General features: G+C 33.1%; 26 protein-coding genes and 1 pseudogene. All 27 read left to right on the top strand.

Annotated features, from left to right (window positions below; all coding sequences use genetic code 11):
* Window positions 1-674: pseudogene (locus tag RSB60_RS06285) on the top strand (nicotinate phosphoribosyltransferase); the annotation flags it as partial.
* 76 nt (window positions 675-750) lie between these two features.
* A complete protein-coding gene (locus tag RSB60_RS06280; RefSeq protein ID WP_332615190.1) occupies window positions 751-1,338 on the top strand; it encodes a uracil-DNA glycosylase family protein in 588 nt (195 codons plus the stop codon).
* Between the two features lie 86 nt (window positions 1,339-1,424).
* Window positions 1,425-2,651 (top strand): S1C family serine protease, encoded by a 1,227-nt coding sequence (locus RSB60_RS06275; RefSeq protein WP_332615188.1) that lies wholly within the window; start codon window positions 1,425-1,427, stop codon window positions 2,649-2,651.
* A gap of 84 nt (window positions 2,652-2,735) precedes the next feature.
* Entirely contained in the window at window positions 2,736-4,088 is a 1,353-nt protein-coding gene (gene ffh / locus RSB60_RS06270) for a signal recognition particle protein (RefSeq protein ID WP_332615186.1), read from the top strand.
* A gap of 114 nt (window positions 4,089-4,202) precedes the next feature.
* Window positions 4,203-4,478 carry a 30S ribosomal protein S16 gene (gene rpsP, locus RSB60_RS06265; protein WP_323381641.1) on the top strand — a complete coding sequence of 92 codons (276 nt, stop codon included), beginning with the start codon at window positions 4,203-4,205 and terminating at the stop codon, window positions 4,476-4,478.
* A gap of 2 nt (window positions 4,479-4,480) precedes the next feature.
* Window positions 4,481-4,735, top strand: coding sequence for a KH domain-containing protein (locus tag RSB60_RS06260; protein WP_323381640.1), 255 nt, complete (start codon window positions 4,481-4,483; stop codon window positions 4,733-4,735).
* Between the two features lie 42 nt (window positions 4,736-4,777).
* Window positions 4,778-5,284 (top strand): ribosome maturation factor RimM, encoded by a 507-nt coding sequence (rimM, locus tag RSB60_RS06255; protein ID WP_332615183.1) that lies wholly within the window; start codon window positions 4,778-4,780, stop codon window positions 5,282-5,284.
* A complete protein-coding gene (gene trmD / locus RSB60_RS06250; protein WP_332615182.1) occupies window positions 5,281-6,036 on the top strand; it encodes a tRNA (guanosine(37)-N1)-methyltransferase TrmD in 756 nt (251 codons plus the stop codon). Before rimM ends, trmD begins: the two co-directional genes overlap by 4 nt.
* A gap of 142 nt (window positions 6,037-6,178) precedes the next feature.
* Window positions 6,179-6,526, top strand: a complete 348-nt coding sequence (gene rplS, locus RSB60_RS06245; RefSeq protein ID WP_323381637.1) for a 50S ribosomal protein L19 — start codon at window positions 6,179-6,181, stop codon at window positions 6,524-6,526.
* 64 nt (window positions 6,527-6,590) lie between these two features.
* Window positions 6,591-7,142 (top strand): signal peptidase I, encoded by a 552-nt coding sequence (gene lepB / locus RSB60_RS06240; RefSeq protein WP_323381636.1) that lies wholly within the window; start codon window positions 6,591-6,593, stop codon window positions 7,140-7,142.
* Window positions 7,142-7,999 (top strand): ribosome biogenesis GTPase YlqF, encoded by an 858-nt coding sequence (ylqF, locus tag RSB60_RS06235; RefSeq protein ID WP_323381635.1) that lies wholly within the window; start codon window positions 7,142-7,144, stop codon window positions 7,997-7,999. The genes lepB and ylqF overlap by 1 nt, the downstream gene beginning before the upstream one ends.
* Window positions 7,980-8,600 carry a ribonuclease HII gene (locus tag RSB60_RS06230; protein ID WP_323381634.1) on the top strand — a complete coding sequence of 207 codons (621 nt, stop codon included), beginning with the start codon at window positions 7,980-7,982 and terminating at the stop codon, window positions 8,598-8,600. Before ylqF ends, RSB60_RS06230 begins: the two co-directional genes overlap by 20 nt.
* 83 nt (window positions 8,601-8,683) lie before the next feature.
* Window positions 8,684-9,421 (top strand): DNA-processing protein DprA, encoded by a 738-nt coding sequence (gene dprA / locus RSB60_RS06225; RefSeq protein WP_332615178.1) that lies wholly within the window; start codon window positions 8,684-8,686, stop codon window positions 9,419-9,421.
* Window positions 9,422-9,517: 96 nt separating this feature from the next.
* Entirely contained in the window at window positions 9,518-11,542 is a 2,025-nt protein-coding gene (gene topA, locus RSB60_RS06220) for a type I DNA topoisomerase (protein ID WP_323381632.1), read from the top strand.
* The gene (gene trmFO / locus RSB60_RS06215) at window positions 11,539-12,825 is read left to right on the top strand and encodes a methylenetetrahydrofolate--tRNA-(uracil(54)-C(5))-methyltransferase (FADH(2)-oxidizing) TrmFO (RefSeq protein WP_332615176.1); all 1,287 of its coding nucleotides are present in this window, start codon (window positions 11,539-11,541) and stop codon (window positions 12,823-12,825) included. Before topA ends, trmFO begins: the two co-directional genes overlap by 4 nt.
* Entirely contained in the window at window positions 12,816-13,736 is a 921-nt protein-coding gene (gene xerA, locus RSB60_RS06210) for a site-specific tyrosine recombinase/integron integrase (RefSeq protein WP_332615174.1), read from the top strand. Before trmFO ends, xerA begins: the two co-directional genes overlap by 10 nt.
* Window positions 13,737-13,889: 153 nt before the next feature.
* A complete protein-coding gene (rpsB, locus tag RSB60_RS06205; RefSeq protein ID WP_323381629.1) occupies window positions 13,890-14,942 on the top strand; it encodes a 30S ribosomal protein S2 in 1,053 nt (350 codons plus the stop codon).
* A 2-nt stretch (window positions 14,943-14,944) separates the two neighbouring features.
* Entirely contained in the window at window positions 14,945-15,832 is an 888-nt protein-coding gene (gene tsf, locus RSB60_RS06200) for a translation elongation factor Ts (protein ID WP_332615172.1), read from the top strand.
* Window positions 15,833-16,091: 259 nt separating this feature from the next.
* Window positions 16,092-16,805, top strand: a complete 714-nt coding sequence (gene pyrH, locus RSB60_RS06195; protein WP_323381627.1) for a UMP kinase — start codon at window positions 16,092-16,094, stop codon at window positions 16,803-16,805.
* A complete protein-coding gene (gene frr, locus RSB60_RS06190) occupies window positions 16,805-17,353 on the top strand; it encodes a ribosome recycling factor (RefSeq protein WP_323381626.1) in 549 nt (182 codons plus the stop codon). Before pyrH ends, frr begins: the two co-directional genes overlap by 1 nt.
* 159 nt (window positions 17,354-17,512) lie before the next feature.
* The gene (locus RSB60_RS06185) at window positions 17,513-18,214 is read left to right on the top strand and encodes an isoprenyl transferase (RefSeq protein ID WP_323381625.1); all 702 of its coding nucleotides are present in this window, start codon (window positions 17,513-17,515) and stop codon (window positions 18,212-18,214) included.
* Entirely contained in the window at window positions 18,211-18,990 is a 780-nt protein-coding gene (locus RSB60_RS06180; RefSeq protein WP_332615169.1) for a phosphatidate cytidylyltransferase, read from the top strand. Before RSB60_RS06185 ends, RSB60_RS06180 begins: the two co-directional genes overlap by 4 nt.
* Complete coding sequence (locus RSB60_RS06175; protein WP_332615167.1) at window positions 18,990-20,150, top strand: 1-deoxy-D-xylulose-5-phosphate reductoisomerase; 1,161 nt, start codon at window positions 18,990-18,992, stop codon at window positions 20,148-20,150. The genes RSB60_RS06180 and RSB60_RS06175 overlap by 1 nt, the downstream gene beginning before the upstream one ends.
* Before the next feature lie 134 nt (window positions 20,151-20,284).
* On the top strand, window positions 20,285-21,346 hold the full coding sequence (rseP, locus tag RSB60_RS06170; protein ID WP_332615165.1) for an RIP metalloprotease RseP: 1,062 nt from the start codon (window positions 20,285-20,287) through the stop codon (window positions 21,344-21,346).
* 8 nt (window positions 21,347-21,354) lie between these two features.
* Complete coding sequence (locus RSB60_RS06165; RefSeq protein ID WP_332615163.1) at window positions 21,355-22,218, top strand: DUF368 domain-containing protein; 864 nt, start codon at window positions 21,355-21,357, stop codon at window positions 22,216-22,218.
* A 67-nt stretch (window positions 22,219-22,285) separates the two neighbouring features.
* Window positions 22,286-23,299: a UDP-glucose 4-epimerase GalE gene (galE, locus tag RSB60_RS06160; RefSeq protein ID WP_332516658.1), complete on the top strand. Its 1,014-nt coding sequence runs from the start codon at window positions 22,286-22,288 to the stop codon at window positions 23,297-23,299.
* An 89-nt stretch (window positions 23,300-23,388) separates the two neighbouring features.
* Window positions 23,389-23,594 (top strand): hypothetical protein (locus tag RSB60_RS06155; RefSeq protein ID WP_332615161.1); only part of this gene is annotated, 206 nt, incomplete at its 3' end.

The following is a 23,594-nucleotide window of genomic DNA, read 5'->3' as shown; positions in this document are numbered from 1 at the left end:
TAAAAGGAATTCGTATTGACTCAGGAGATTTAGCATACTTATCAAAGAAAGCACGCAAGATGTTAGATGCTGAGGGCTTAGAAGATTGCAAAATTATTGTGTCAAATTCATTAGATGAATTTATTATTGATGATCTTATTTTACAGGATGCAAAAATTGACACCTTTGGTGTAGGTGAAAATCTGATAACAGCAAAAAGCACACCAGTTATTGGTGGAGTATATAAAGTTGTTGCCAGTGAAAAAAATGGTGAAATTACACCAAAAATTAAAATTAGTGGGAATATTGAAAAATTGACAAACCCAGGATTTAAGAAAGTAATTCGTTTCTTTGATAATGAAACAAATGAGGCAATTGCAGATATTTTAGCACTAAAAGAAGAAGTAATTAATAAAGATGAATATCTTCTATTTGATCCTACTGCTCCATGGAAACAAAAACGTATTTCAAACTATCATTATATTGAATTACAAGTTCCAATATTTGTGAATGGTGAATGTGTTTATGATTGTCCAACAACTGAAGAAGTTAGAAAGTATTGTGAACAACAAATGGATACGCTTTGGGATGAAGTAAAACGTCAACGTTATCCACATCGTTATTATGTAGATTATTCTGAAAAGTTATTCAATATGAAAAATGAATTAATAAAACAAAATACTGTAAAAATCTAAGACAAGAGGAAACTCTTGTTTTAATTTGACATACCTTGTCATAATAGCCGTGGTATAGTTTATTTGAGGTGAGAGAATGAATATAAAAAAGCAATTAGAGTCTACAGATAATAAAGAAATGTTTTTCAATGATGTGGATGTAAAGCCCAGCAAAATAAAAGTAATACTGATTAATGAGATTGTACCAAATAATGAAAATGATGATTTTTATGTTGGAACTAATAGTGAATATTCAAAAACTATTCTTACATTGTTTGAACATGCTGGTTTAAAAGTTAATTCAACCAAGGAATTATTGAACAAAGGAATATATATCACAAATGCAGTCAAAACTCCAAAAGAAACAACTGAAATTGAAAAGGAAAAAATAGTAGATAGTCTAGCTTATCTAGAAAAAGAATTAGCACTTTTTCCTAATTGTGAAGTTATTATGTTAATGGGAGATGTAGCTAGAAAAGCTTATAATATGATTAAGAAGAACCAACGTGGACAAATAATTATACCGAATGGTTCAACATATAAACTACGAAAAAACGCTTATTTTGATGGGGATTGCAGAGTATTTCCATCTTACATCATAACGGGTAAAAATATATTGATTGAAAAATCAAAATTTCAGATGGTCACAGAAGATTTAGTTGAAATGTTAAAAGTGATTAAATGATTGAAGTTCACATAAAATTCAAGTTCAAATCATTTTGTTTTCACAATGGTTTAGTATATTATTAAGCGAAGGAGGGTTAAGCCCATATGTTTGAATCAAAGAATGATAAACTAATCAATGAGATTTGGAATAAAGAAGAAAATCCAAATCCAAGTGAAGAAAAAATAGATGAACCAAAAACTGAAACGGTGAATGTAGAACCTACAACACCAACACCACCAAAACAAGAACCAAAATCTGGTAAGAAAAGAATTGCAGGCATCATGCTTGCTGCAGCACTTGTAGGTGGTACGTTTGGCTTTGGTGGCGGATATTTAGCTCTTCAAATGTATCCTCAAAGTGTAATTGTACAAAATACAAATACAAACTCAAGCTTAAATAATACAGCACTTTCATCAGATAATTTAAGCCTACAAGATATTATTCAAAAAGCTCAACCAAGTGTTGTAGAAATACGAACTGAAACAGTTTCAAACAATTTCTTATTACAAGAATATGTATCAGAAGGAGCAGGATCAGGAGTAATTATTACTAGTGATGGTTATATTGTTACTAATAATCATGTCATTGATAACGCAAGTACAATCAATGTTACTTTATCGGATGGAACATCTTATCCAGCAACACTTATCGGTAAGGATGCTGCAACTGATTTAGCTGTAATTAAAATAGAAGCTACCAACTTAACAATGGCTGTATTGGGGAATTCAGATGGAATTTCAGTAGGTGATACAGTTGTCGCAATTGGTAATCCATTAGGAAGACTAGGTGGCTCTGCAACAGATGGTATTATAAGTGCACTTGATCGCGAAATTACAATTGATAATGAAACGATGACATTGCTACAAACAAATGCTGCCGTAAATCCTGGAAATTCTGGTGGTGGATTATTTAATAGCCGTGGTGAACTTATTGGTATCGTTAATGCCAAATCAAGTGGTAGTGATATTGAAGGTTTAGGATTCGCAATTCCTGTAAATGATGTTAAAACAGTAGCTGAACAATTAATTAATGATGGCTACGTGTCAAACCGTGCATCAATGGGAGTTTATTTATCAGAAGTAACACAAGCAACTGCCGAACTTCCTGCAGGCTTATATATATCTGATACAGTAGAAGGTTCTGGTGCTGAAAAAGCGGGATTACAAGCGTATGATCGTATTATATTCATTGATGGTCAAGAAGTGAATACATTTAATGAATTAAAGAAAATCATCCGTAATCACAATGTTGGTGATGTTGTAGAAGTAACTATTATTCGTGATGGAAAACAAGTGAATGCCAATGTGGAGTTAACAGAATCAAAACAATAAATTGGTATACAAACAACAGGTGCAAAAAATGCGCCTGTTTTTATTTGTTTTATGGTATTATAGTAGGGAAAGGTTGAGATAATTATGGCTTTTGATTCATTAAGTAATAAATTAAATAAAGCATTACGTGACATTTCTGGTAAAGGTAGACTTACAGAAAAGAACATGGAGGATATGCTAAAAGAAGTGCGAGTAGCACTTTTAGAAGCGGACGTTAACTATAAAATTGTTAAAGATTTTTTAGTGCGAGTTAAAGAAAAATCATTAGGAACAGATGTATTGGAATCTGTTGATCCATCAAGTATGGTTGTTAAAATCGTACATGATGAGATTGTTGAATTATTAGGTACACAAGAGGCAACGCTCAACTATGCTACTGACGGTATGACGGTCATTATGATGGTTGGTTTACAAGGAACTGGTAAAACAACATCAATTGCAAAAGTTGCTAACTTGATTAAAAATAAACAAAATCGCAACCCAATGCTCGTTGCAGCAGATGTTATTCGTCCAGCAGCAATTGAACAACTACAAACGCTAGGTAAAGCAATTGATGTTGAAGTTTTTAGTAAGGGTGTTGAAGTAAAGGCTATTGATACTGTAAAAGAAGCTTTGGCATATGCGAAAGACAAAGGATACGATACTGTCTTAATCGATACTGCAGGTCGTTTACATATTGATGAAGATTTAATGAATGAGTTGAAAGAAATTGAAGCAATCGCTCATCCACAAGATATCTTATTAACAGTTGATGCAATGACAGGACAAGATATCGTACAAGTTGCAAAGTCATTCCACGAACAATTAAATGTTACAGGTTTAGTCGTTACTAAATTTGATGGAGATTCTCGTGGTGGAGGTGTTTTATCAGTTCGTTCAATTACCCAAGTTCCAGTAAAATTTGTGGGACAAGGGGAAAAGATTGATGAGATTGAATACTTCTATCCTGATCGAATGGCTGACCGTATTCTTGGTATGGGAGACATCGTTACATTAGTTGAACAAGCACAAGAAAAAATGGATTTAGAAGCATCAGAAGAAGCAGCTAAGCGAATGATGGAAGGTTCATTCACAATGGATGATATGCTTGTACAATTAGAACAAGTATCGAAAATGGGACCTCTAGGTGGAATCTTAAAGATGCTACCAGGAATGAATCAATATGCTGACATGATTAATGAAGCAGATGCTGAAAAAGGACTTAAACGTCAAAAAGCGATTATTCAAAGTATGACATTAGAAGAAAGAAGTGATCCTTCTATTCTAAATAATCGTCGTAAAAATAGAATTGCAAGAGGAAGTGGCACAACGCCTCAAGAAGTATCAAAAATGGTAAACCAATTTGAAAAGATGAAAACATTGATGAAACAAATGGGGTCAATGTCTAAATCAGGAAAAATGCCAAATTTTGGTGGAATGTTCGGCGGTAAAAAGTAAAAACTAGGGAAATCCTAGTTTTTGTTTTAAAATTTTAAAGTGTTAAGTAAAAAACCTTGACAGAGATTTACTTGTCTTATATGATAGTAAAGGTAATTAAAGGAGGAAATCAAAATGGCAGTTAAATTACGTTTAAAAAGAATGGGTGCGAAGAAAGCTCCTTTCTATAGAATCGTTGCAGCAGACTCTCGTTTCCCTAGAGATGGTCGTTCAATCGAAACAATCGGTACTTACAATCCAACTACTCAACCAGCTACTATTTCTTTAAATAAAGAATTAGCACTTAAATGGTTAAGTAATGGTGCGCAACCATCAGATACAGTTCGTAACATCTTATCTAACGAAGGTGTAATGAAGGCATTCCACGAATCTAAGAAAAGCGCAAAATAGTTATGGTAGAATTAGAAAAAGTACTACTTAATCTAGTAAAACCAATGGTAGAAGATCCAAATGCTTTGGAAGTGCGTCAAATGCTTAGCTTAAATGATAACGAAATCATTCTTTATGTTTATGCAAAAAGTGAAGATGTTGCTCGTTTAATTGGGCGCCAAGGTTCTATGGCTTCTGCTCTGCGTCAAATGATGTCTATAGCTTCACGTATCGAAGATAAGAAGATTACGATTAAGTTTGAAACATTAACAATTTAAGGATGCGTTGCATCCTTTTTCTTTCAAAAGGAGGTAAAACATATGGAAATGATTAAGATTGGTGTCATTGTGAATACATTTGGTATTCGTGGTGAAATGAAAGTTAAAAGCTATACAGACTTCATCGAAGAAAGATTTGGTGCTGGAAATACCGTTTACTTACAATTTGAAAATGAATACATTCCAATGAAAGTTCAACAGTGTAAAGAACATAAAGGAATGGTTTTACTTCAGTTTGAAGGAAAAGACAATATTAATGATATTGAAAAATATAAGTCTTGTGAGATTTATATTAAGAAAGAAGAATTACATCGTTTAGATGAAGGTTCGTATTATTTCTTTGAACTAAAGGATATGAAAGTTATTGATGAAGAGGATAATGAGATAGGAACTGTCCTTCAAGTGGAAGAATCTTTGGCACATAATTTGCTAAGAATCAAAAAAATGGATGGAACAACTTGTTTAGTTCCTTATGTTCCAGCATTCATAATTAGAGTAGATAAGCTAAAGAAAACTATTCGTATAAGAACAATTGAGGGACTTGTATGAAAATCACGATTTTAACACTTTTTCCAGAGATGTATGATGGGTTTATAAATACTAGTATTATTGCCCGTGCTGTGAAACAAGGAAAAGTAGAAATAGAATGTGTCAATATACGAGATTTTACATTGGACAAACATAATCATGTGGATGATACGCCATTTGGTGGAGGTCGTGGTATGGTTATGATGTGCCAACCAGTACTCGATGCACTTGCACATGTCCGCAAAGCAAACAGTCATGTGATTTTGATGGCACCAAGTGGTAAAACGTTCAATCAAGTTTGTGCGAGAAATTATGCTCAAAAGGAACATATTATTATCATTTGTGGTCACTATGAAGGGCTAGATGCTCGAATCTATGATGAAGTAGATGAATTAGTAAGTATTGGCGACTATGTATTAACAGGGGGTGAATTAGCATCAATGGTAATTAGTGATGCAGTCATTCGTTTATTAGATGGGGTAATCGAAGAAGAAAGCCATTTAGATGAATCATTTGAGAATGGATTACTAGAATACCCTCATTATACAAAACCAGCTGATTATAAAGGTAAAAAGGTACCAGAGGTATTGTTGTCAGGACATCATGAAAATATCCGTAAGTTTCGCCTTAAAGAGTCACTTCGTAACACTTTGAAAATACGACCTGATTTGCTAGAAAACAGAGAATTTACTAAGGAAGAAATAAAATTCTTAAGAGAATTCGCTGAAAATGGAGAATTTTTTCCAAGTAACTTAGTCAAAATAATCAAGTAAATTATGTAGTGCTTTTCAACAATGTTTACTTGCATTAGAGGTTGATTTATGTTATTCTAATTGAGCCTAAAGGCGTCAATGTTCCGCTGATCCAATGGATGCATGAGCAATTGATTTGTATGATGAAAGAGGAGAAAAGAAAATGAACTTAAATTTAGTACAAGAAATTACTAAGAGCCAACTTCGTACAGACATTCCTGAATTCCGTCCAGGTTGCACAGTACGCGTTGACGTAAAGATCAAAGAAGGAGACAAGTCTCGTATCCAAGCATTTGAAGGTTTAGTTATTGCTAAACAAGGAAGTGGTATTGGAGAAACATTCACAGTTCGTAAAATTAGTAGCGGAGTTGGGGTAGAAAGAACATTCCCTGTTCATTCACCAATTATCGATAAGATTACTGTTGTTCGTAAAGGTAAAGTTAGAAGATCTAAATTATTCTACTTACGCGGACTATCTGGTAAAGCTGCTCGTATCAAAGAAATTCGTTAATTTAAAAACCGGTTATCCGGTTTTTTTTATGCTTTTTTGTTATAATAGAACATGAGGTGTAATTATGAAGGAAATTAATTGGAAACATGAGATATTAGATTTTTTAAAAACATTAGTTATTTGTTTTTTGATTATATTTGTATTAACTAGATTTTTTATAAGACCTGTTAACGTTAACCAAAATTCAATGTATCCAACAATATTGGATAAATCATTTGGAGTGAGTAATGTGTTCTCTGTTAAAGCATTACATGATGTTAACCGCTTTGATATTGTAGTTATTAATTTAGAGGATGGAAAGAATTTAATTAAACGTGTTGTCGGTTTACCAAATGAAACAATTAGTTTTAAAAATGACACATTATATATTGATGGACAACCTGTTGAAGAAAATTTCTTCAATGAAGAATATCGTAAAGAAGAAATTCAAAAGTATGGTTACTTTACAGAAAATATGGAGCCAATTACACTAGGACCAGATGAAGTTTTCTGTGTTGGTGATAACCGTCCATATTCCCGTGATTCTCGTGATTACGGACCATTTAAAGAATCACAAATCATGAGTAAAGGTCTATTTGTGATTACCCCATTAGATCGATTTGGAGGAGTGAAATAATGACAATTCAATGGTTTCCAGGGCATATGACACGTGCCAAACGACAAATGCAAGAAGCCATCAAAACTGTAGATATGGTTATTGAAATTCGTGATAGTCGTATTCCTAATGCAAGTAAGAATCCAATGATTGATCAGTTGATTCAAAATAAACCAAGACTGATTTTATTGTCTAAAAAAGATAAAGGTGATTTGCAAGCAATTGATGAGTGGATTAAGTATTTAACTAATGAGACAACACTTGTTTTGGCAATTGATTTTCTACATGATAATGTAATTGAAATAATTGTTAAAGCATGTAAACAAATTATGAAGGCTAAGATTGACAAACAAATCTCACGGGGTATTCGTCCGCGAGCAATTCGTGCGATGGTGGTTGGAATTCCTAATGTAGGAAAATCAACATTAATTAACCGTATCGCAAAAAAGAAAGTTACTGAAACTGCGAACAAACCAGGTGTTACAAGAGCTCTTCAATGGATTAAACTAAATAAAGATTTAGAACTTTTAGATACCCCAGGAGTATTATGGCCTAAATTTGAAGATCAAGAAGTTGGGTATTATCTAGCGCTCACAGGTGCAATCCGTGATGAAGTTCTAAATTTAGAAGAGATAGCTGCATTTGCGATGAAAAAAATGATTGCAGAATATCCCAATAATATTAAAGACTTATATGGTATTGAAGTACAAGATAATCCATATGAAATGATAGAAGAGATTGGAAGAGTAAAAAAACTAATTCGCACAAATAATGAAGTAGATTATAAGCGAGCAGTAGAATATTTTATTCATGATTTAAGAGATGATAATTGTGGAAGAATTACTTGGGAGAAAGTACATGATCAAACAAACAAGTAATGAATATGAACATCAATACTGGAATGAGGAACAAGTACTTATCGGGATTGATGAAGCGGGTAGAGGACCACTAGCAGGTCCATTAGTAGTGGCTGGTGTTGTCTTTGAAAAAGGATATGAGAATCCACTAATTTATGATTCAAAGGGAATCAGCGAAAAGAAGCGTGAAGAATTATTTAAAGTTATTATTCAAGATGCAAAAGAATATAAAATTGAAATTGTGACACCAAAACAAATTGATGAAGAGAATATTTATCGAGCAACCCAACATGCGATGAACCGCATCGCAACTACATTGCATGCAGATATCGTGTTGACTGATGCAATGCCTTTACCAGGACAAGAAAAAAAGGTAATTGATTTAATAAAAGGTGATCAAAAAAGTATAAGTATTGCGGCTGCAAGTATTCTTGCGAAAGTTGTTCGTGATCATATTATGTTTGGGTATGATATTCTTTATCCTGATTACGGTTTTAAGAAACATAAAGGATATCCTACAAAACAACACATTGAAGCATTAGATACATATGGTGTACTTGATATTCATCGAAGAAGTTATGGACCTGTACAACGGTGTTTACAAATAAAACTTGAATTGTAAAAAAGAATAGAATAATTTCTATTCTTTTTCATAAAATTTTTAGGAAAACTTAAATTATTGTCTATTAATAGATAGGTGATGAAATGAAACTTTCTAAACAAATTGCATGTTATGCCTATGAAACAAGCGGTGATTGGGATAAAATAGCTGAAAAGATAAAGAATAATGCCGAAGCAAAGTCATTCAATATTGAAGAGAATTATATTACGATCGTAGATGAGTTGTATCCTAATAAACTTCGCGAACTACGGTTTCCTCCTTGGATTCTCTTTTATGAAGGTGACATTTCATTACTTAATCAAAAATGTGTTGGGATTGTTGGATCACGTAAATCACTTGATTATGGAATTCAAGTGACTAAAATGATTGCATCAGTATTATCGAATAAATATGTATTGGTATCTGGACTTGCGAAAGGAATAGATGCAGTTGTTCATGAAGTTGGCATAGGAAAAGGTAAAACAATTGGTGTTTTAGGATGTGGTTTAGACGTTGAGTATCCTAAAAGTAATTACGCCTTGTATGAAGAAATGCGTAAAAATCATCTATTAATCAGTGAATATCCTCATTTTGTAAGACCACAAAAATGGCATTTTCCTTGGCGAAACAGAATAATTGCTGCATTATCCGAGAAATGTATTGTAACGCAAGCAAAGATTAATAGCGGAACTATGTTGACCGTAAATGAAGCTTTAAATTTGAATAAGGATATCTATTGTGTGCCTTATCCAATCAATGAAATTGAAGGGGAAGGATGTAATTTATTAATCCAGCAAGGTGCACAAATAATCGTTTCAGTTGACTATTTGAGTGAAATGTAAGAATTTGTAATTATTAAAAAAACTTGAAACTTAACAAGTTATGGGGTATTGTAGGGTATGCAAGTTTTAGAAAAGTACTTTATTTGAGGTGAAAATATGAAAAATTTAGTTATTGTGGAATCTCCATCCAAGTCAAAAACCATTGAAAAGTATTTAGGAAAAGATTTTGAAGTTGTATCCTCAAAAGGGCATATACGTGATTTAGCGATAAAAGGTAAAGACGGACTAGGCGTTGATGTGGATGATGAGTTTCAAGCAACTTATTCAATAAACACAGATAAAAAAGATGTAGTTAAAGATTTAAAGGCACGTGCAAAAAAAGTGGATCAAGTATATCTTGCAACCGATCCTGACCGTGAAGGAGAAGCGATTTCTTGGCATTTAGCACAAGTGTTAAAACTTGAAATAGAAGATACCAATCGTGTTGTATTCAATGAAATTACAAAAGATGCGGTTTTGGATGCTTTTAATCATCCTCGTTCAATTGACATGGGGCTTGTACGTTCGCAAGAAACACGTCGTATTTTAGATCGTATTATCGGATTTAAACTTTCTAAACTATTAAAAAATAAAATTAAAAGTAAGTCTGCTGGTCGTGTTCAATCAGTAGCTTTAAAACTTATTGTAGATCGTGAAAAAGAAATAAAAGCATTTATTCCAGTAGAGTATTGGACTTTAGATGCATTATTCAATAAAGATGGAAAAGAATTTGAAGCATCATTAGCGAAGATTGATGGTAAAAAGGCTGAACTTAAAAATGCAGAAGATGCTCAAAAAGCTTTTGATGCATGTAGTGGTGCTTTTGAAATTACTAACATTAAGAAACAAGTGCGTAAGAAAGACCCTAAACTTCCTTTCATTACTTCAACACTTCAACAAGAAGCTTCAACTAAATTAGGATTTAGTGCTAAACGTACAATGACAATCGCTCAAAAACTTTATGAAGGGGTTGAACTAAAAAATAGTACGGAAGGTTTAATTACCTATATGCGTACTGATAGTACACGTTTAAGTAATGTTTTCATTCAATCAGCACATGAAAAAATTGAAACAGAATTTGGAAAAGATTATTTAGGAAAATATAAAGTAAAAAATGATGATAATAGTCAAGATGCCCATGAAGGTATTCGTCCAACTAACTTAGCAAATACACCTGAAGAAGTTAAGGATTATTTATCACCAGAACAATATAAACTATATAAAATGATTTATGCGCGTGCTTTGGCTTCATTAATGGCTTCAGCTAAGAGTAATACAGTTGCGATTACTTTATCGCAAAATGGATATGATTTTACAGCGAATGGTACGCAATTAGCTTTTGATGGTTATTTAGCAGTATATGGTGACTATGAATCAAGTAAAGATGTAGTATTACCTGAACTTGAAGAAAAAGAGTCGATTACACCTAAGAAGCTTGAACAAAATCAACACTTTACAGAACCTCCACTTCGCTACAGTGAAGCTCGCCTTATTAAAGAGATGGAAGAACAAGGTATTGGTCGTCCAAGTACATATTCAATGATTATTGATACAATTCAAGCTAGAGGATATGTACAACTTGAAAAGAGTACAGAAACATCTAAAACGAAAGTATTCTTTCCAACTGAACAAGGGATGTTAACAACGGATAAATTAGATCAATATTTTAATGATATTATCAATGTAAAATATACAGCACAAATGGAAACAGAGCTTGATGAAATTGCGGATGGCGAAATGGATAACGTTGCGGCACTTAGAGAATTTTATAATCGCTTTGAACCACTTGTTACACATGCTTATGACAATATGGAAAAGATGGAACCAGAAAAAGTTGGAGAAACTTGTCCAGAATGTGGTAATGAGTTGGTATATCGCGTTGGTCGTTTCGGTAAATTTATTTCTTGTAGTACATTCCCAGAATGTAAATATACACGTAAGATTGAACAACCGGAAAAAGAAAAACCAGAACCATCAGGGAAGATGTGTCCGGAATGTGGTCATGAATTATTAAAACGTAAGAGTCGTTATGGTAACTACTTCTTAGGATGTAGTAATTTCCCAAAATGTAAGCATATTGAAAATATCGAAGGGGAAGAAAAACCTAAATTTAAAAAGAGAAAGGCAACTAAGAAAAAATGAGTGATGTGATTGTATTAGGTGCAGGACTTGCAGGTACAGAAGCGGCTTGGCAATTAGCTAACCGTGGTTTTAAGGTCAAACTTATAGAAATGCGTCCTAAGAAAATGACACCTGCCCATAAAACTGAACAGTTTGCCGAGCTAGTATGTTCAAACTCACTACGTAGTGATGCCTTAACAAATGCAGTTGGTTTGTTGAAAGAAGAAATGCGTCTATGTAACTCGTTAATTATGAAGATTGCTGATGAAACAAAACTACCCGCTGGTAGTGCACTTGCAGTTGATCGTGAAGGGTTCGCAAAACGTGTTACGGAAGAAATAATAAACCATCCTAATATTGAAGTTGTTTATGATGAAATAACAGAAATACCAGAAGGACCATGTATTATAGCGACAGGACCACTAACCAGCGATGATTTATCGAAAACGATTCAAACATTTTTTAATGCCGATCATTTCTATTTCTATGATGCAGCAGCACCAATTATTGAAAAAGATAGCATTAACTTTGATAAAGCGTATTTAAAATCACGTTATGATAAAGGAGAAGCAGATTATATCAATTGTCCAATGACAAGAGATGAATTTGATGCTTTTTATCGAGAACTAATACAAGCTGAAACAGTACCAATTAAAGAATTTGAAAAAGAAGTATACTTTGAAGGTTGTATGCCTTTTGAAGTTATGGCTAAAAGAGGTATGCAAACTTTACTTTTTGGACCTATGAAACCGGTTGGGCTTGAACACAATGGAGTTCGTCCATATGCAGTTGTTCAGCTAAGACAAGACAATGCGGTTGCAAGTTTATACAATATTGTTGGTTTTCAGACCCATTTAACTTGGCCAGAACAAAAGAGAATACTCCAAATGATTCCAGGATTAGAAAACTGTCAAATTGTTCGATATGGAGTTATGCATCGTAATTCATTTATTAATTCACCTGTGTGTTTGAAAGAAACATATCAATCTGTTAAACGAGATGATTTATTTTTCGCTGGGCAGATGACAGGTGTTGAGGGATATGTTGAAAGTGCTGCAAGTGGATTACTCGCAGGAATCAATATGGCTAAAGTATTAAATTATGAAACACCCATAGTTTTAGGAAATACATGTATGATGGGAGCAATGGTACATTATATTACACATGCAGATGAAAAACATTTTCAACCGATGAATGCAAATTTTGGTATACTAAAACTAGAAGGAGACTTTAAGAAGAAAGATAAAAAGGATGCATATGCACCGCAAGCTCTTAAAGTAATACAAGAAAAATTATGCAAGTAGACTCATTCGATAGAAGTTTAGATTCTTTCCTTGATTATATTAAGATAAGCAAATCAGGTTCTATTAAAACAGAAGATGCTTATCGAAGAGATATAGGAAGATTTTTAGACTATCTACATGAAGAAAAAATCACTTCATTCGAGAAGGTAGATAAAGAAGTTATGATGAACTATATGACTCTTTTGCGTAGTGGTAAGATTACCAAAACAAAAATATCAAACACAAGTTTCGCAAGGGTGCTATCATCTTTGCGTTCTTTTTATAAGTATTTGAATCGATACGAAGGTATTGAAAATAATCCAATTCAATATTTTAAGTCGCCAAAATCAAAAAAATCATTACCTAATTTTTTAACATTTGAACAAATGATGAATCTGTTAAGGAGTTTTGATTTAGATGATTCAGCACAACTTCGTAATCGCTGTATAATTGAAACTATTTATGCTTGTGGACTTCGTATTTCAGAAGCAACGAGTTTAAAAATTAATAATATTCACTTTAGTCAACAAGTATTAACAGTTGTAGGTAAAGGGAATAAAGAAAGAATGATTCCTTTTTACCCAAAGTGTGGTCGATTAATTGAAAAATATATGAATGAGGCACGTAGTCTATGGATTAAAGAAGAACATGGTTATTTATTTGTTTCACAAAGTGGTAAACCAATTACACCACGAGCGGTTCAAATGATACTTAAAGATGCGGGCGAAAGAATAGGCTTATCCGTTGAGGTTCACCCGCATATGCTACGTCATTCATTTGCGACACATATGTTAGATAATGGTGCTGACTTGAGAACAGTACAAGAATTATTAGGGCATGAGAATCTTTCAACGACACAAATTTATACACATGTTACAGTAGATAGACTGAAAAATGTTGTAAAACAAAGCCATCCACGATCAAAAAAGTAAAAACCCCTTGAGTTAAAAGGGTTTTTATGCTATATTATACATCGGCACGTAACGTGCACAACACACACTATGGATTCGTTGACTCCGTGCTCTATGAGTTGTCAATGTTAGAAATAGTGGAGGAAAACAACGGGAAGTGAGGAAAATTAAATTATGTCAGTTGTTTCAATGAGAAAGCTTTTAGAAAATGGTGTTCATTTTGGACATCAAACACGTAGATGGAATCCTAAGATGAAACCATATATCTACGCAGCAAAAAATGGGGTACATATTATCGACCTTGAAAAAACTCAAGCAATGTTAGACACAGCTTATGCAGCTATGAAAGACATCACTGAAAAAGGTGGAAAAGTATTATTCGTGGGTACTAAGAAACAAGCTCAAACTCCAATTTTAGAAGAAGCATTACGTTCAGGTTCATTCTATGTTAACCAAAGATGGTTAGGAGGAATCTTAACAAACTTCCGTACTATTCAAAAGTCTATTAAACGTTTATTAGAAATTGAAGAAATGGATGCAAACGGAACAATCAATGTATATCCAAAGAAAGAAGTAGCAATTATTCGTAAAAAACAAACTCGTCTAGAAAATTTCTTAGGCGGTATTAAAGAAATGAAAAAGCTACCTGATGCAATCTTTGTAGTAGATCCAACAGAAGAACACAATGCAGTAGCAGAAGCTAAAAAATTAGGTATCCCTGTATTCGGATTAATCGATACAAATGCAGATCCTAATACATTAGATTACCCAATCGTATCAAATGATGATGCAGTTCGCGCTGTTAAATTAATGATTGGTGTTATGGCTGATGCAATTGTTGAAGCTAAAGGTGGATTATTAACTGTTGCTTATCAAGAAGATATGTCAGTTGAAGATATCACTATGAAAGATGTAATCATCAACGTAGAACAACAAGCAGAAGAAAATGAAAAACGTCGTAGAGCTAGAATGGAAGAACGTCGTCCTTACAACAAGGATGGTCGTCGTCCAATGGGTGAACGTCGTGTTATAGCTAAAAAAGAAGTATCTGAAACAAAAACAGAAACTGTAGCAGCTGCACCAGTAGCTGAAGCAGCAGCTTCAGAAGAAGCAAAAGCTGTAAAAAAACCTAGAACTGTAGCAGCTAAAGAAGAAGGTGCTACTGAAGAAGCTAAACCAGTTAGAAAACCTAGAAAAAAGGTAGAAGAAACTAAGGAGGCAGAATAAGAATGGCAATTACTGCAGCTCAAGTTAAAGAATTAAGAGAAATCACTGGCGCTGGAATGATGGATTGTAAGAAAGCTCTTACTGAATGTGATGGCGATATCCAAAAATCAATCGACTGGCTACGTGAAAAAGGAATCTCTAAAGCAGCTAAAAAAGCAGACCGCGTAGCAGCTGAAGGATTATCAAAAGTTGTTGTTGAAGGAAATAAAGCATGTCTAGTTGAAATCAACTCAGAAACAGACTTTGTTGCTAAAAATGAACAATTCCTTGCATTATTAGATACAACTGCAAATACATTACTTCATGGTAATGTAGCAACAGTTGAAGAAGCAAATAAATTAACTGTAGATGGTAAAACTTTAGAAGAATTATTTGTAGATGCTACTGCAACTATTGGAGAAAAAATTACATTACGTCGTTTTGTAGTTTTAACAAAAGATGATGCTGATATTTTTGGTTCATATGTACATATGGGTGGAAAAATCAGTGCTTGTGTAATTCTTAAAAATTCTACAAATCAAGAAGTTGCTAAAGACATGGCAATGCAAGTTGCATCAATGAATCCTAGCTATGTATCAAGAGATCATATGCCTGCTGAAATCGTTGAACATGAACGTAGTATTCAAGAAGAAATCATGAAAAATGATGAATCTTTAAAAGGAAAACCTGAAAAAGTATTACTTGGAATTGTTGAAGGTCGTGTAAGCAAATCTCTTCAAGAGATGAGTCTTGTTGACCAAATCTTCTTCAAAGACCAAGATAAAAAGGTTGCTCAAGTATTAAAAGATGCTAACACTGAAGTTAAGGAATTCGTTCGTTATGCTGTAGGTGAAGGTATTGAAAAACGTGAAGAAAACTTCGCGGAAGAAGTAGCTAAAATCGGAGCTTAGGTTAATCCTAAGCTTTTTTCTTTGTTTTTGGGATATTGTGGATACAATGTAGATAGAATTGTGACTAAGTAATTGTTTATTCTTGATTTAAATCAAGAACTTAGAAAATAGTTGTATTCTCATGGTAATACTTTCGTGGGTGTTATTGCATGAGATAGTAAAGTAATGTATAATTTAAAGGAAATTAAGGTATTGCTTGATCATAGTTAAAAAAAGATAAGTGAAACCTTTTCTTTGCGAAAGAAAGGCGGAAAATTCAATGTATCGTAGAGTATTATTGAAATTGAGTGGTGAAGCTTTATCGGGCCAAGGAACTAACTTTGATCCGGAAATTTTAAAAAGTCTAGCTGAAGAAATTAAAGAAATTCATGAAATGGGTATAGATCTTGCTATTGTAGTCGGCGGAGGTAACTTCATCCGTGGAAAAATGGCGGAAAATCTTGGAATTGATCGTGTGCAAGGAGACTACATGGGAATGCTTGCAACAGTGATTAATTCATTAGCAATTCAAGGAGCACTTGAACAAGCAGGAGTTCCTACTCGAGTACAGACAGCAATAGAAATGAACAAGATTGCAGAACCTTTTATTGTTAGAAGAGCGCTTCGACATATTGAAAAGAAACGCGTTGTAATTTTTGGTGGTGGAACAGGAAACCCATTCTTCTCAACAGATACAACAGCAGCATTAAGAGCATCTGAAATTAAAGCAGATGTAATCTTGATGGCAAAAAATGGAGTAGATGGGGTATATAGTGCGGACCCTAAAAAAGATAAAACAGCGGTTCGATATGATAACTTAACGTATATGGATTTAATTCAAAAAGAGTTACAAGTCATGGATACTACTGCAACAAGCATGTGTATGGATAACCAAGTGGATTTAGTTGTCTTTAACATGAATGAGCGTGGTAATATTAAAAAAGCAGTTATGCAAGAAAAAATAGGAACTGTTATTCAGAAGGAGATTAAATAATGGCATACACAATATTAGATGTTACTAAAGAAAAAATGGACAAAGTTACTGCTCACTTTTCAGAAAGTTTAGCAACAGTACGTACTGGTCGTGCAAATACAACAATGCTTGACCATGTTGAAGTTGATTACTATGGTTCACCTACACCAGTAAATCAAATCGCAAGTATCTCAGTTGTAGAAGGAAGAACATTAGTTATTAAACCTTACGATTCTTCAAGTTTGAAAAATATTGAGAAAGCTTGTAATGAAGCTGATTTAGGAATTGCACCTCAAAATGATGGAACTGTGATTCGTTTAACAGTACCAGCATTAACTGAAGAAACTCGTAAAGAAATGTGTAAAAAAGTTTCTAAATATGCTGAAGAAGCGAAAGTTCAAATCCGTAATTTACGTCGTGATGGAAATGATGCAGCCAAAAAGGATGATACATTAACAGAAGACATGGAAAAAGACTGTTTAGATAAAATTCAAAAATTAACAGATGAATTCATCAAAAAGATTGATGATATTGCAGCAAATAAAGAAAAAGAAGTAATGACAATCTAATTAACTATGAAAGATGGAAAATTCCATCTTTTTTCATTTCACTAAATAGTACAAATACTGATTTTAATGGATGAAATAATAAATCATTTAACTTGAAGTGAAGAACTATGAGGAAAGTTAAATTTATGTTAAAATGTTTACATGAATAAAGGTGATGTTATGGATAAGATTAGACATGTTGCTATTGTAATGGATGGAAATGGTCGATGGGCTAAACGTCAAAATAAGTTAAGAACACAAGGACATTATCAAGGATCTGAAAATGTTAGAAATATTGCTATTGCAGCGAATGATGATGGAATTGAAGTGTTAACACTTTTTGCTTTTTCAACAGAAAACTGGAAAAGACCAGAAGAAGAAGTGAATTATTTAATGAAGCTACCTGCCGTTTTCTTTCAACGATTTTTAAAAGAATTAATGGAAAAAAATATTCGTATACAAATGATTGGACAGATGGAAGGTATTCCAAATGAAACGGCTAAGTTATTTAAAAAAGCTATTGAAGATACGAAAAATAATACAGGAATGATTTTATGTTTCGCAATGAATTATGGATCACAAAGAGAAATATTGCTTGCTGCAAAGGAATATGCAAAAGATGTTAAAGAAGGCAAAGCAACATTGGATATTACAGAGAAAGATTTTGAGAATTATTTAATGACAAAAGATTACCCACCAATTGATTGTTTGATTCGGACGAGTGGCGAATATCGTCTTTCAAATTTTCTATTATGGCAAATTGCATATAGTGAACTTATTTTTGTGGATGAAACTTGGCCAGAATTTACTCCAGAGGAATTTAATACTTGTTTGATAGAATTCAAAAAGCGTGATCGACGCTTTGGAGGCATCAAAGGATGAAACAAAGATTAATTACTGGACTTATTATTGCTGCTATTGCCCTACCACCATTAATTATTGGTAAAGTACCACTACTATTATTAGTATTTGCAATAAGTGCATTAGCTTCTTATGAAATATTAGCAGTACGCAAAGATAAAACTAGCTGGGGGCTTATATCATTTTTATTCGCAAGTACAATAGTTATGTATGTTGTACCCATTAGTTTTTATATACCAGCTATTATTGGTTTTTTAATTATTTTGTTTATTATCCATATTTTTACAAAAGAAATTAGTATTGAAGATTTAAGTTACGTATTTGTCATGACAATGATTTTGACACTAGCTGTTAAAGGAATCATACATATTTATACATATGGTGGTATTGTGATGATTTATATCGTGCTAGCGTGTTTTGGGTGTGATACAGGAGCATATTTTTTCGGTTCTTTCTTTGGAAAGCATAAATTAATTGAAAGAATATCACCAAAGAAAACTTGGGAAGGTGCTATTGGTGGTTGGGTAGTTGGAGCTGTGACATCTTATATTTTTGGTTTATACTTCTTAACACATTTAATTGATCCTAATGTTATCTTATTCTCATCCATAACATTACCGATTGTTGCACAGATTGGTGATTTATCATTTAGTGCTGTTAAACGACAATATCATGTTAAGGATTTTGGTTCTATTTTTCCAGGGCATGGTGGTGTACTAGATCGTATTGACAGTTTATTATTTTGTTTAATGTATTTTTATGCAATTTTATTAATTGTTGAAGTGGTGATTATCTAATGAAAAAAATAGTATTATTAGGCGCAAGTGGTTCGATTGGACAACAAACTATTGATGTTATTCATTCTCATCGTGAAGAATTTGAACTTGTAGCTTTTAGCGTTGGAAGTCAAATTGAAGTCGCACAAGAAATTTTAAAGAAATTTGAGTCTGTTCATTCAGTTTGCATTGCGAGTGAGGAACATGCAGAAATATTAAAACGTCAATTTCCTGCTATCCAAGTTTTGTCAAAGGATGAAGGTTTAATTCAATTAGCTAAGATTGCTGATTATGATATCTTTGTGGATGCAGTTGTTGGGTTTAGAGGATTGCAACCAGCTTTAGCAGCAATTGAAAATCATAAAACAATTGCCTTAGCAAATAAAGAAAGTCTAGTAACAGGTGGACCTCTTGTAAAAAAAGCATTAAAACAAAACAAAGTTCAGTTACTTCCAATTGACTCAGAACATTCTGCAATACTTCAATGCCTTCAAGGAAATAGACATACAGAAATTGATAAACTTATCATCACTGCGAGTGGTGGAAGTTTCCGTGATAAAACAAGAGAAGAATTAATTGGTGTTACAAAAGAACAAGCACTGAAACATCCTAATTGGAATATGGGTGGAAGAATAACAATTGATAGTGCTACGATGATGAATAAGGGATTTGAAGTGATTGAAGCGTTTTATTTATTCGATATTCCATTCGATAAAATTGATGTTGTAATTCATAAAGAAAGCGCAATACATTCAATGGTACAGTATTGTGATCATTCAATTATTGCACAGATAGGAACTGCAGATATGCGATTACCTATTCAATATGCCTTATCATATCCGCAACGCTTAGAAATGAAAAATGCTGAAACTTTTGATTTTCTAAAATATCCAACTCTACATTTTGAGAAACCGAGTTTTGAGCGTTTTCCTTTGCTAAAACTGGCCTATGAAGTGGGAAGAAAAGGTGGAAATCTGGGTGCTATTATGAATGGTGCAGATGAAGAAGCGGTTGCATATTTCTTAACCGACAAAATTAGTTTTTTAGAAATTGAAGAATATGTAAGTGCAGCTGTTGAAAGCTTGCCATTTATTCAAAATCCAACACTAGAAGAAATCATCGAAAGTGATCGATTAGCACGAGAATTTGTTAGAAATAAAGTGAATGCAAGTGAAAATTAACGAGTAAAAATACCTACTCGTTTTTCTTTTGTGTGAATATCATGTGATATATCCGGAATCATCTAGATTTATTTGTTTGGAAGTATTGATTTATGATAAACTTATAAGGTATAGCAAAAAAAAGGAGTGATTTCATGGGCATTATTTATTTTGTATTAGTACTGTCAGCGATAATCGTTATTCATGAAATAGGTCATTTAGTAGCAGCAAAACTATTTCATGTATATTGTTATGAATTTTCACTTGGTATGGGTCCAAAGTTATTTGCATATCAAGGTAAAGAAACTAAATATACATTGCGACTAATTCCAATTGGAGGTTATGTAGCAATGGCAGGGGAACAAGAAGATGATATGGAATTATATCCAAGCATTGAAGTTCCAGCTGGACGATCAATTAAAAGCATAGCACGTTGGAAACGAATCATTGTCATGTTAGCGGGAGTGTTTATGAACTTCTTGATGGCATGGATTATTATTAGTGGTATTTTGATGTATTCAGGTGGATATGTTAAAGATGCACCACCAGTAGTTGCAAGTGTTGTTGAACAAGGACCAGCAGATGTTGCAGGACTTCAAGCAGGTGATGTTATTAAGAAAGTAGTATTTGAAGATGGAACGGTAATTAAGCCACAATCATTTACTGATATTTCACTCTTTACTCAAATGTATGATGGTAAAATAACATACACAGTAAGTAGAAATGGAGAAATGCTTGATTTTGTTGTTCAAGGACAGCCAAATAAAAATGGACTCTATCTTGTGGGGATTGGTTCACCAACGCCTGAAATTGTAAAAATTACACCATTTAATGCTGGAATATACAGTTTTGACTACATGGTAGATATGACGAGAAACATCTTTAAATCATTGACGCGTTTGGTTCAAGGTAATGGTTTAGATCAATTATCAGGACCTGTTGGAATATACGAAGTGACATCTCAACAAGCTTCAAAAGGACTACCAGATTTATTAATTCTTGTTGCAATGTTATCCTTGAATGTAGGTATATTTAATTTATTACCACTACCAGTCTTGGATGGTGGTCGAGTAATTCTAATTTTAGTTGAAATGGTTATTCGTAAACCACTCAATAAAAAATTTGAAGTTGGCATAATGACAGCAAGTATGGTATTATTGCTAGCGTTGATGGTTTTTGCAACATGGCAAGACATCACAAGAATTTTCATTAAATAGGAGAATGTATGGAAAGTATAAAATTCATTATTTATGGAATTGCAATGGGTATTGCGAATGTAATTCCAGGGGTAAGCGGTGGAACTATTGCAGTTATTCTTAATTTCTATGATCGCTTAATGGAATCAATCACACTAAACTTAAAAATTGTTAAAAGAAATTTACCATTTTTAATTCCTTTATTTTTAGGAGTTGGTATTGGAATTGTTGGATTAAGCAAAATCATGCAATTCTTATTAGAAAATTTTACAACACAAACTTATTTTGGATTTATTGGAATTGTTTTCGGTAGTTTACCACTAATATTCTTTAAAGCGAAAGGCAAGAAGAATATTAAACCAATGAGTTGGATACCTTTTGTTATTGCGTTAGCTTTAATGTTGTATCTTGCATTTGCAAATGGCGATAAAGAAACAGCTAAAACAATAGTAAAATATACTACACTTAACATGGAATCATTTTTGATGTGTTTCTTTTCAATGGCAATCGCAACAATAACAATGATTATTCCTGGTATTAGTGGTTCATTAATTCTTATTATCATGGGAATGTATGGTACGATTTATGGATTCGCAATTGCAGAGTTTAATATTCCTCTATTAATCCCATGCGGATTAGGTGCAATTTTCGGTATATTGGGTGGTGCGAAAGTTGTACGCTTCGTATTATCAAGGTTTGAGCAATTAACATATATGGGAATTTTAGGACTTCTTGTGGGTTCTATTGTTCAATTATTTATGTTAAGTAATATCACATTAGCATTTGATTTGACTTTAATGACTTCAATTGTTGTATGTGTAATATGTTTTGGAATTATTTATTGGTTTTCACTACAAGAAATAAATAGAGATAAAAAAGAAGCAACGAATTAAGATCATTTATTTGGTCTTTTTTCTTAGATTTACTTGTGATACACTAATAACATTAAGGAGGTTTTTTATGGAAACAATTTTAGTTACAGGTGGTACAGGTTATATTGGAAGCCATACATGTGTAGAGTTAATTAAAGCTGGATACAATGTCGTTATCGTGGATAATTTATACAATTCAAAGAAGGTTGTTCTTGATCGCATTGAAAAGATTACAGGAACAAAACCTAAATTTTATGAAGTAGATATCCTTGATAGAGCTGGTTTAGAGAAAGTATTTGAAGAAAATAAAATTGATGCAGTCATTCACTTTGCAGGTTATAAAGCAGTTGGTGAATCATGTATAATACCTTTAACTTATTATAAGAACAATATTTCAGGAAGTGTAAATCTTTATGAAGTAATGAAAGAAGCTGGTGTAAAGACAGTGGTATTTAGTTCAAGTGCAACTGTTTATGGTGATCCTGCATCTGTTCCAATTAAAGAAGACTTCCCATTGAGTACAACAAACCCTTATGGAACAACAAAACTATATAACGAACAAATTCTTACAGATGTTTCTAAAGCTGATGCGGAATGGAGTGTAATGTTATTACGTTACTTTAATCCAATTGGTGCACACAAAAGTGGGTTACTTGGTGAAACACCTAATGGCATCCCAAATAACTTAGTACCTTATGTAGCACAAGTTGCAACTGGTCAAAGAGAATTCCTTCGTGTATGGGGAAATGATTACAATACAGTAGATGGAACAGGTGTACGTGATTACATTCATGTCGTTGATTTAGCACTTGGACACATTAAAGCTGTTGAATATGCTTTAAAACACAAAGGTGTTGAAAAGGTTAATTTAGGAACAGGCATTGGTTATTCTGTATTACAAGTTAAAGATGCATTTGCAAAAGCTTGTGGTAAAGAAATTGCATTTGAAATAATGGAACGTCGTCCAGGCGATATTGCAACATGTTACGCAGATACAACAAAGGCAAAAGAAGTTTTAGGTTGGAGTGCGCAATATGGTATTGATGAAATGTGCCAAGATGGATGGAATTTTACATTAATGAATCCGAATGGAATTGAGTAAGAGAATCTTCTCTTACTTTTTCTTTATTCACACAAAATTCAGTGTACAATATCTTGTTTATGATATAATTATTGTGTGGAGGTATGTTTATGAATAAAGACAAATCAACCAAAATAAAAATAGGTATTTGCGTAGCAATTGTATTAATACTTATTGCAACTGCAATCTTCTTTATATTTAATCAAAAGCCAAAAACGGATGATAAGAAACTCACTAGTGATATTACTATGGCTGAAGGAAGTCAAAATAAACCAACAGTATCTACAGAAGGTGAATATAAAATTGATTTAGTAGA

The sequence above is a fragment of the Anaerorhabdus sp. genome, from assembly GCF_036657415.1.
Taxonomy (GTDB): domain Bacteria; phylum Bacillota_I; class Bacilli_A; order Erysipelotrichales; family Erysipelotrichaceae; genus Anaerorhabdus.
This window is presented reverse-complemented; position numbering and strand designations above follow the sequence as displayed.

Coding starts and splice junctions, on each gene's coding strand:
- RSB60_RS06280 (WP_332615190.1), top strand. CDS start 751: ATGAATATAAAAAAGCAATTAGAGTCTACAGATAATAAAGAAATGTTT.
- RSB60_RS06175 (WP_332615167.1), top strand. CDS start 18,990: ATGAAAAAAATAGTATTATTAGGCGCAAGTGGTTCGATTGGACAACAA.
- rpsP (WP_323381641.1), top strand. CDS start 4,203: ATGGCAGTTAAATTACGTTTAAAAAGAATGGGTGCGAAGAAAGCTCCT.
- trmFO (WP_332615176.1), top strand. CDS start 11,539: ATGAGTGATGTGATTGTATTAGGTGCAGGACTTGCAGGTACAGAAGCG.
- RSB60_RS06165 (WP_332615163.1), top strand. CDS start 21,355: ATGGAAAGTATAAAATTCATTATTTATGGAATTGCAATGGGTATTGCG.
- ylqF (WP_323381635.1), top strand. CDS start 7,142: ATGACAATTCAATGGTTTCCAGGGCATATGACACGTGCCAAACGACAA.
- galE (WP_332516658.1), top strand. CDS start 22,286: ATGGAAACAATTTTAGTTACAGGTGGTACAGGTTATATTGGAAGCCAT.
- frr (WP_323381626.1), top strand. CDS start 16,805: ATGGCATACACAATATTAGATGTTACTAAAGAAAAAATGGACAAAGTT.
- rplS (WP_323381637.1), top strand. CDS start 6,179: ATGAACTTAAATTTAGTACAAGAAATTACTAAGAGCCAACTTCGTACA.
- tsf (WP_332615172.1), top strand. CDS start 14,945: ATGGCAATTACTGCAGCTCAAGTTAAAGAATTAAGAGAAATCACTGGC.
- rseP (WP_332615165.1), top strand. CDS start 20,285: ATGGGCATTATTTATTTTGTATTAGTACTGTCAGCGATAATCGTTATT.
- rpsB (WP_323381629.1), top strand. CDS start 13,890: ATGTCAGTTGTTTCAATGAGAAAGCTTTTAGAAAATGGTGTTCATTTT.
- trmD (WP_332615182.1), top strand. CDS start 5,281: ATGAAAATCACGATTTTAACACTTTTTCCAGAGATGTATGATGGGTTT.
- RSB60_RS06230 (WP_323381634.1), top strand. CDS start 7,980: ATGATCAAACAAACAAGTAATGAATATGAACATCAATACTGGAATGAG.
- lepB (WP_323381636.1), top strand. CDS start 6,591: ATGAAGGAAATTAATTGGAAACATGAGATATTAGATTTTTTAAAAACA.
- xerA (WP_332615174.1), top strand. CDS start 12,816: ATGCAAGTAGACTCATTCGATAGAAGTTTAGATTCTTTCCTTGATTAT.
- topA (WP_323381632.1), top strand. CDS start 9,518: ATGAAAAATTTAGTTATTGTGGAATCTCCATCCAAGTCAAAAACCATT.
- RSB60_RS06180 (WP_332615169.1), top strand. CDS start 18,211: ATGAAACAAAGATTAATTACTGGACTTATTATTGCTGCTATTGCCCTA.
- dprA (WP_332615178.1), top strand. CDS start 8,684: ATGAAACTTTCTAAACAAATTGCATGTTATGCCTATGAAACAAGCGGT.
- rimM (WP_332615183.1), top strand. CDS start 4,778: ATGGAAATGATTAAGATTGGTGTCATTGTGAATACATTTGGTATTCGT.
- RSB60_RS06275 (WP_332615188.1), top strand. CDS start 1,425: ATGTTTGAATCAAAGAATGATAAACTAATCAATGAGATTTGGAATAAA.
- RSB60_RS06260 (WP_323381640.1), top strand. CDS start 4,481: ATGGTAGAATTAGAAAAAGTACTACTTAATCTAGTAAAACCAATGGTA.
- ffh (WP_332615186.1), top strand. CDS start 2,736: ATGGCTTTTGATTCATTAAGTAATAAATTAAATAAAGCATTACGTGAC.
- pyrH (WP_323381627.1), top strand. CDS start 16,092: ATGTATCGTAGAGTATTATTGAAATTGAGTGGTGAAGCTTTATCGGGC.
- RSB60_RS06185 (WP_323381625.1), top strand. CDS start 17,513: ATGGATAAGATTAGACATGTTGCTATTGTAATGGATGGAAATGGTCGA.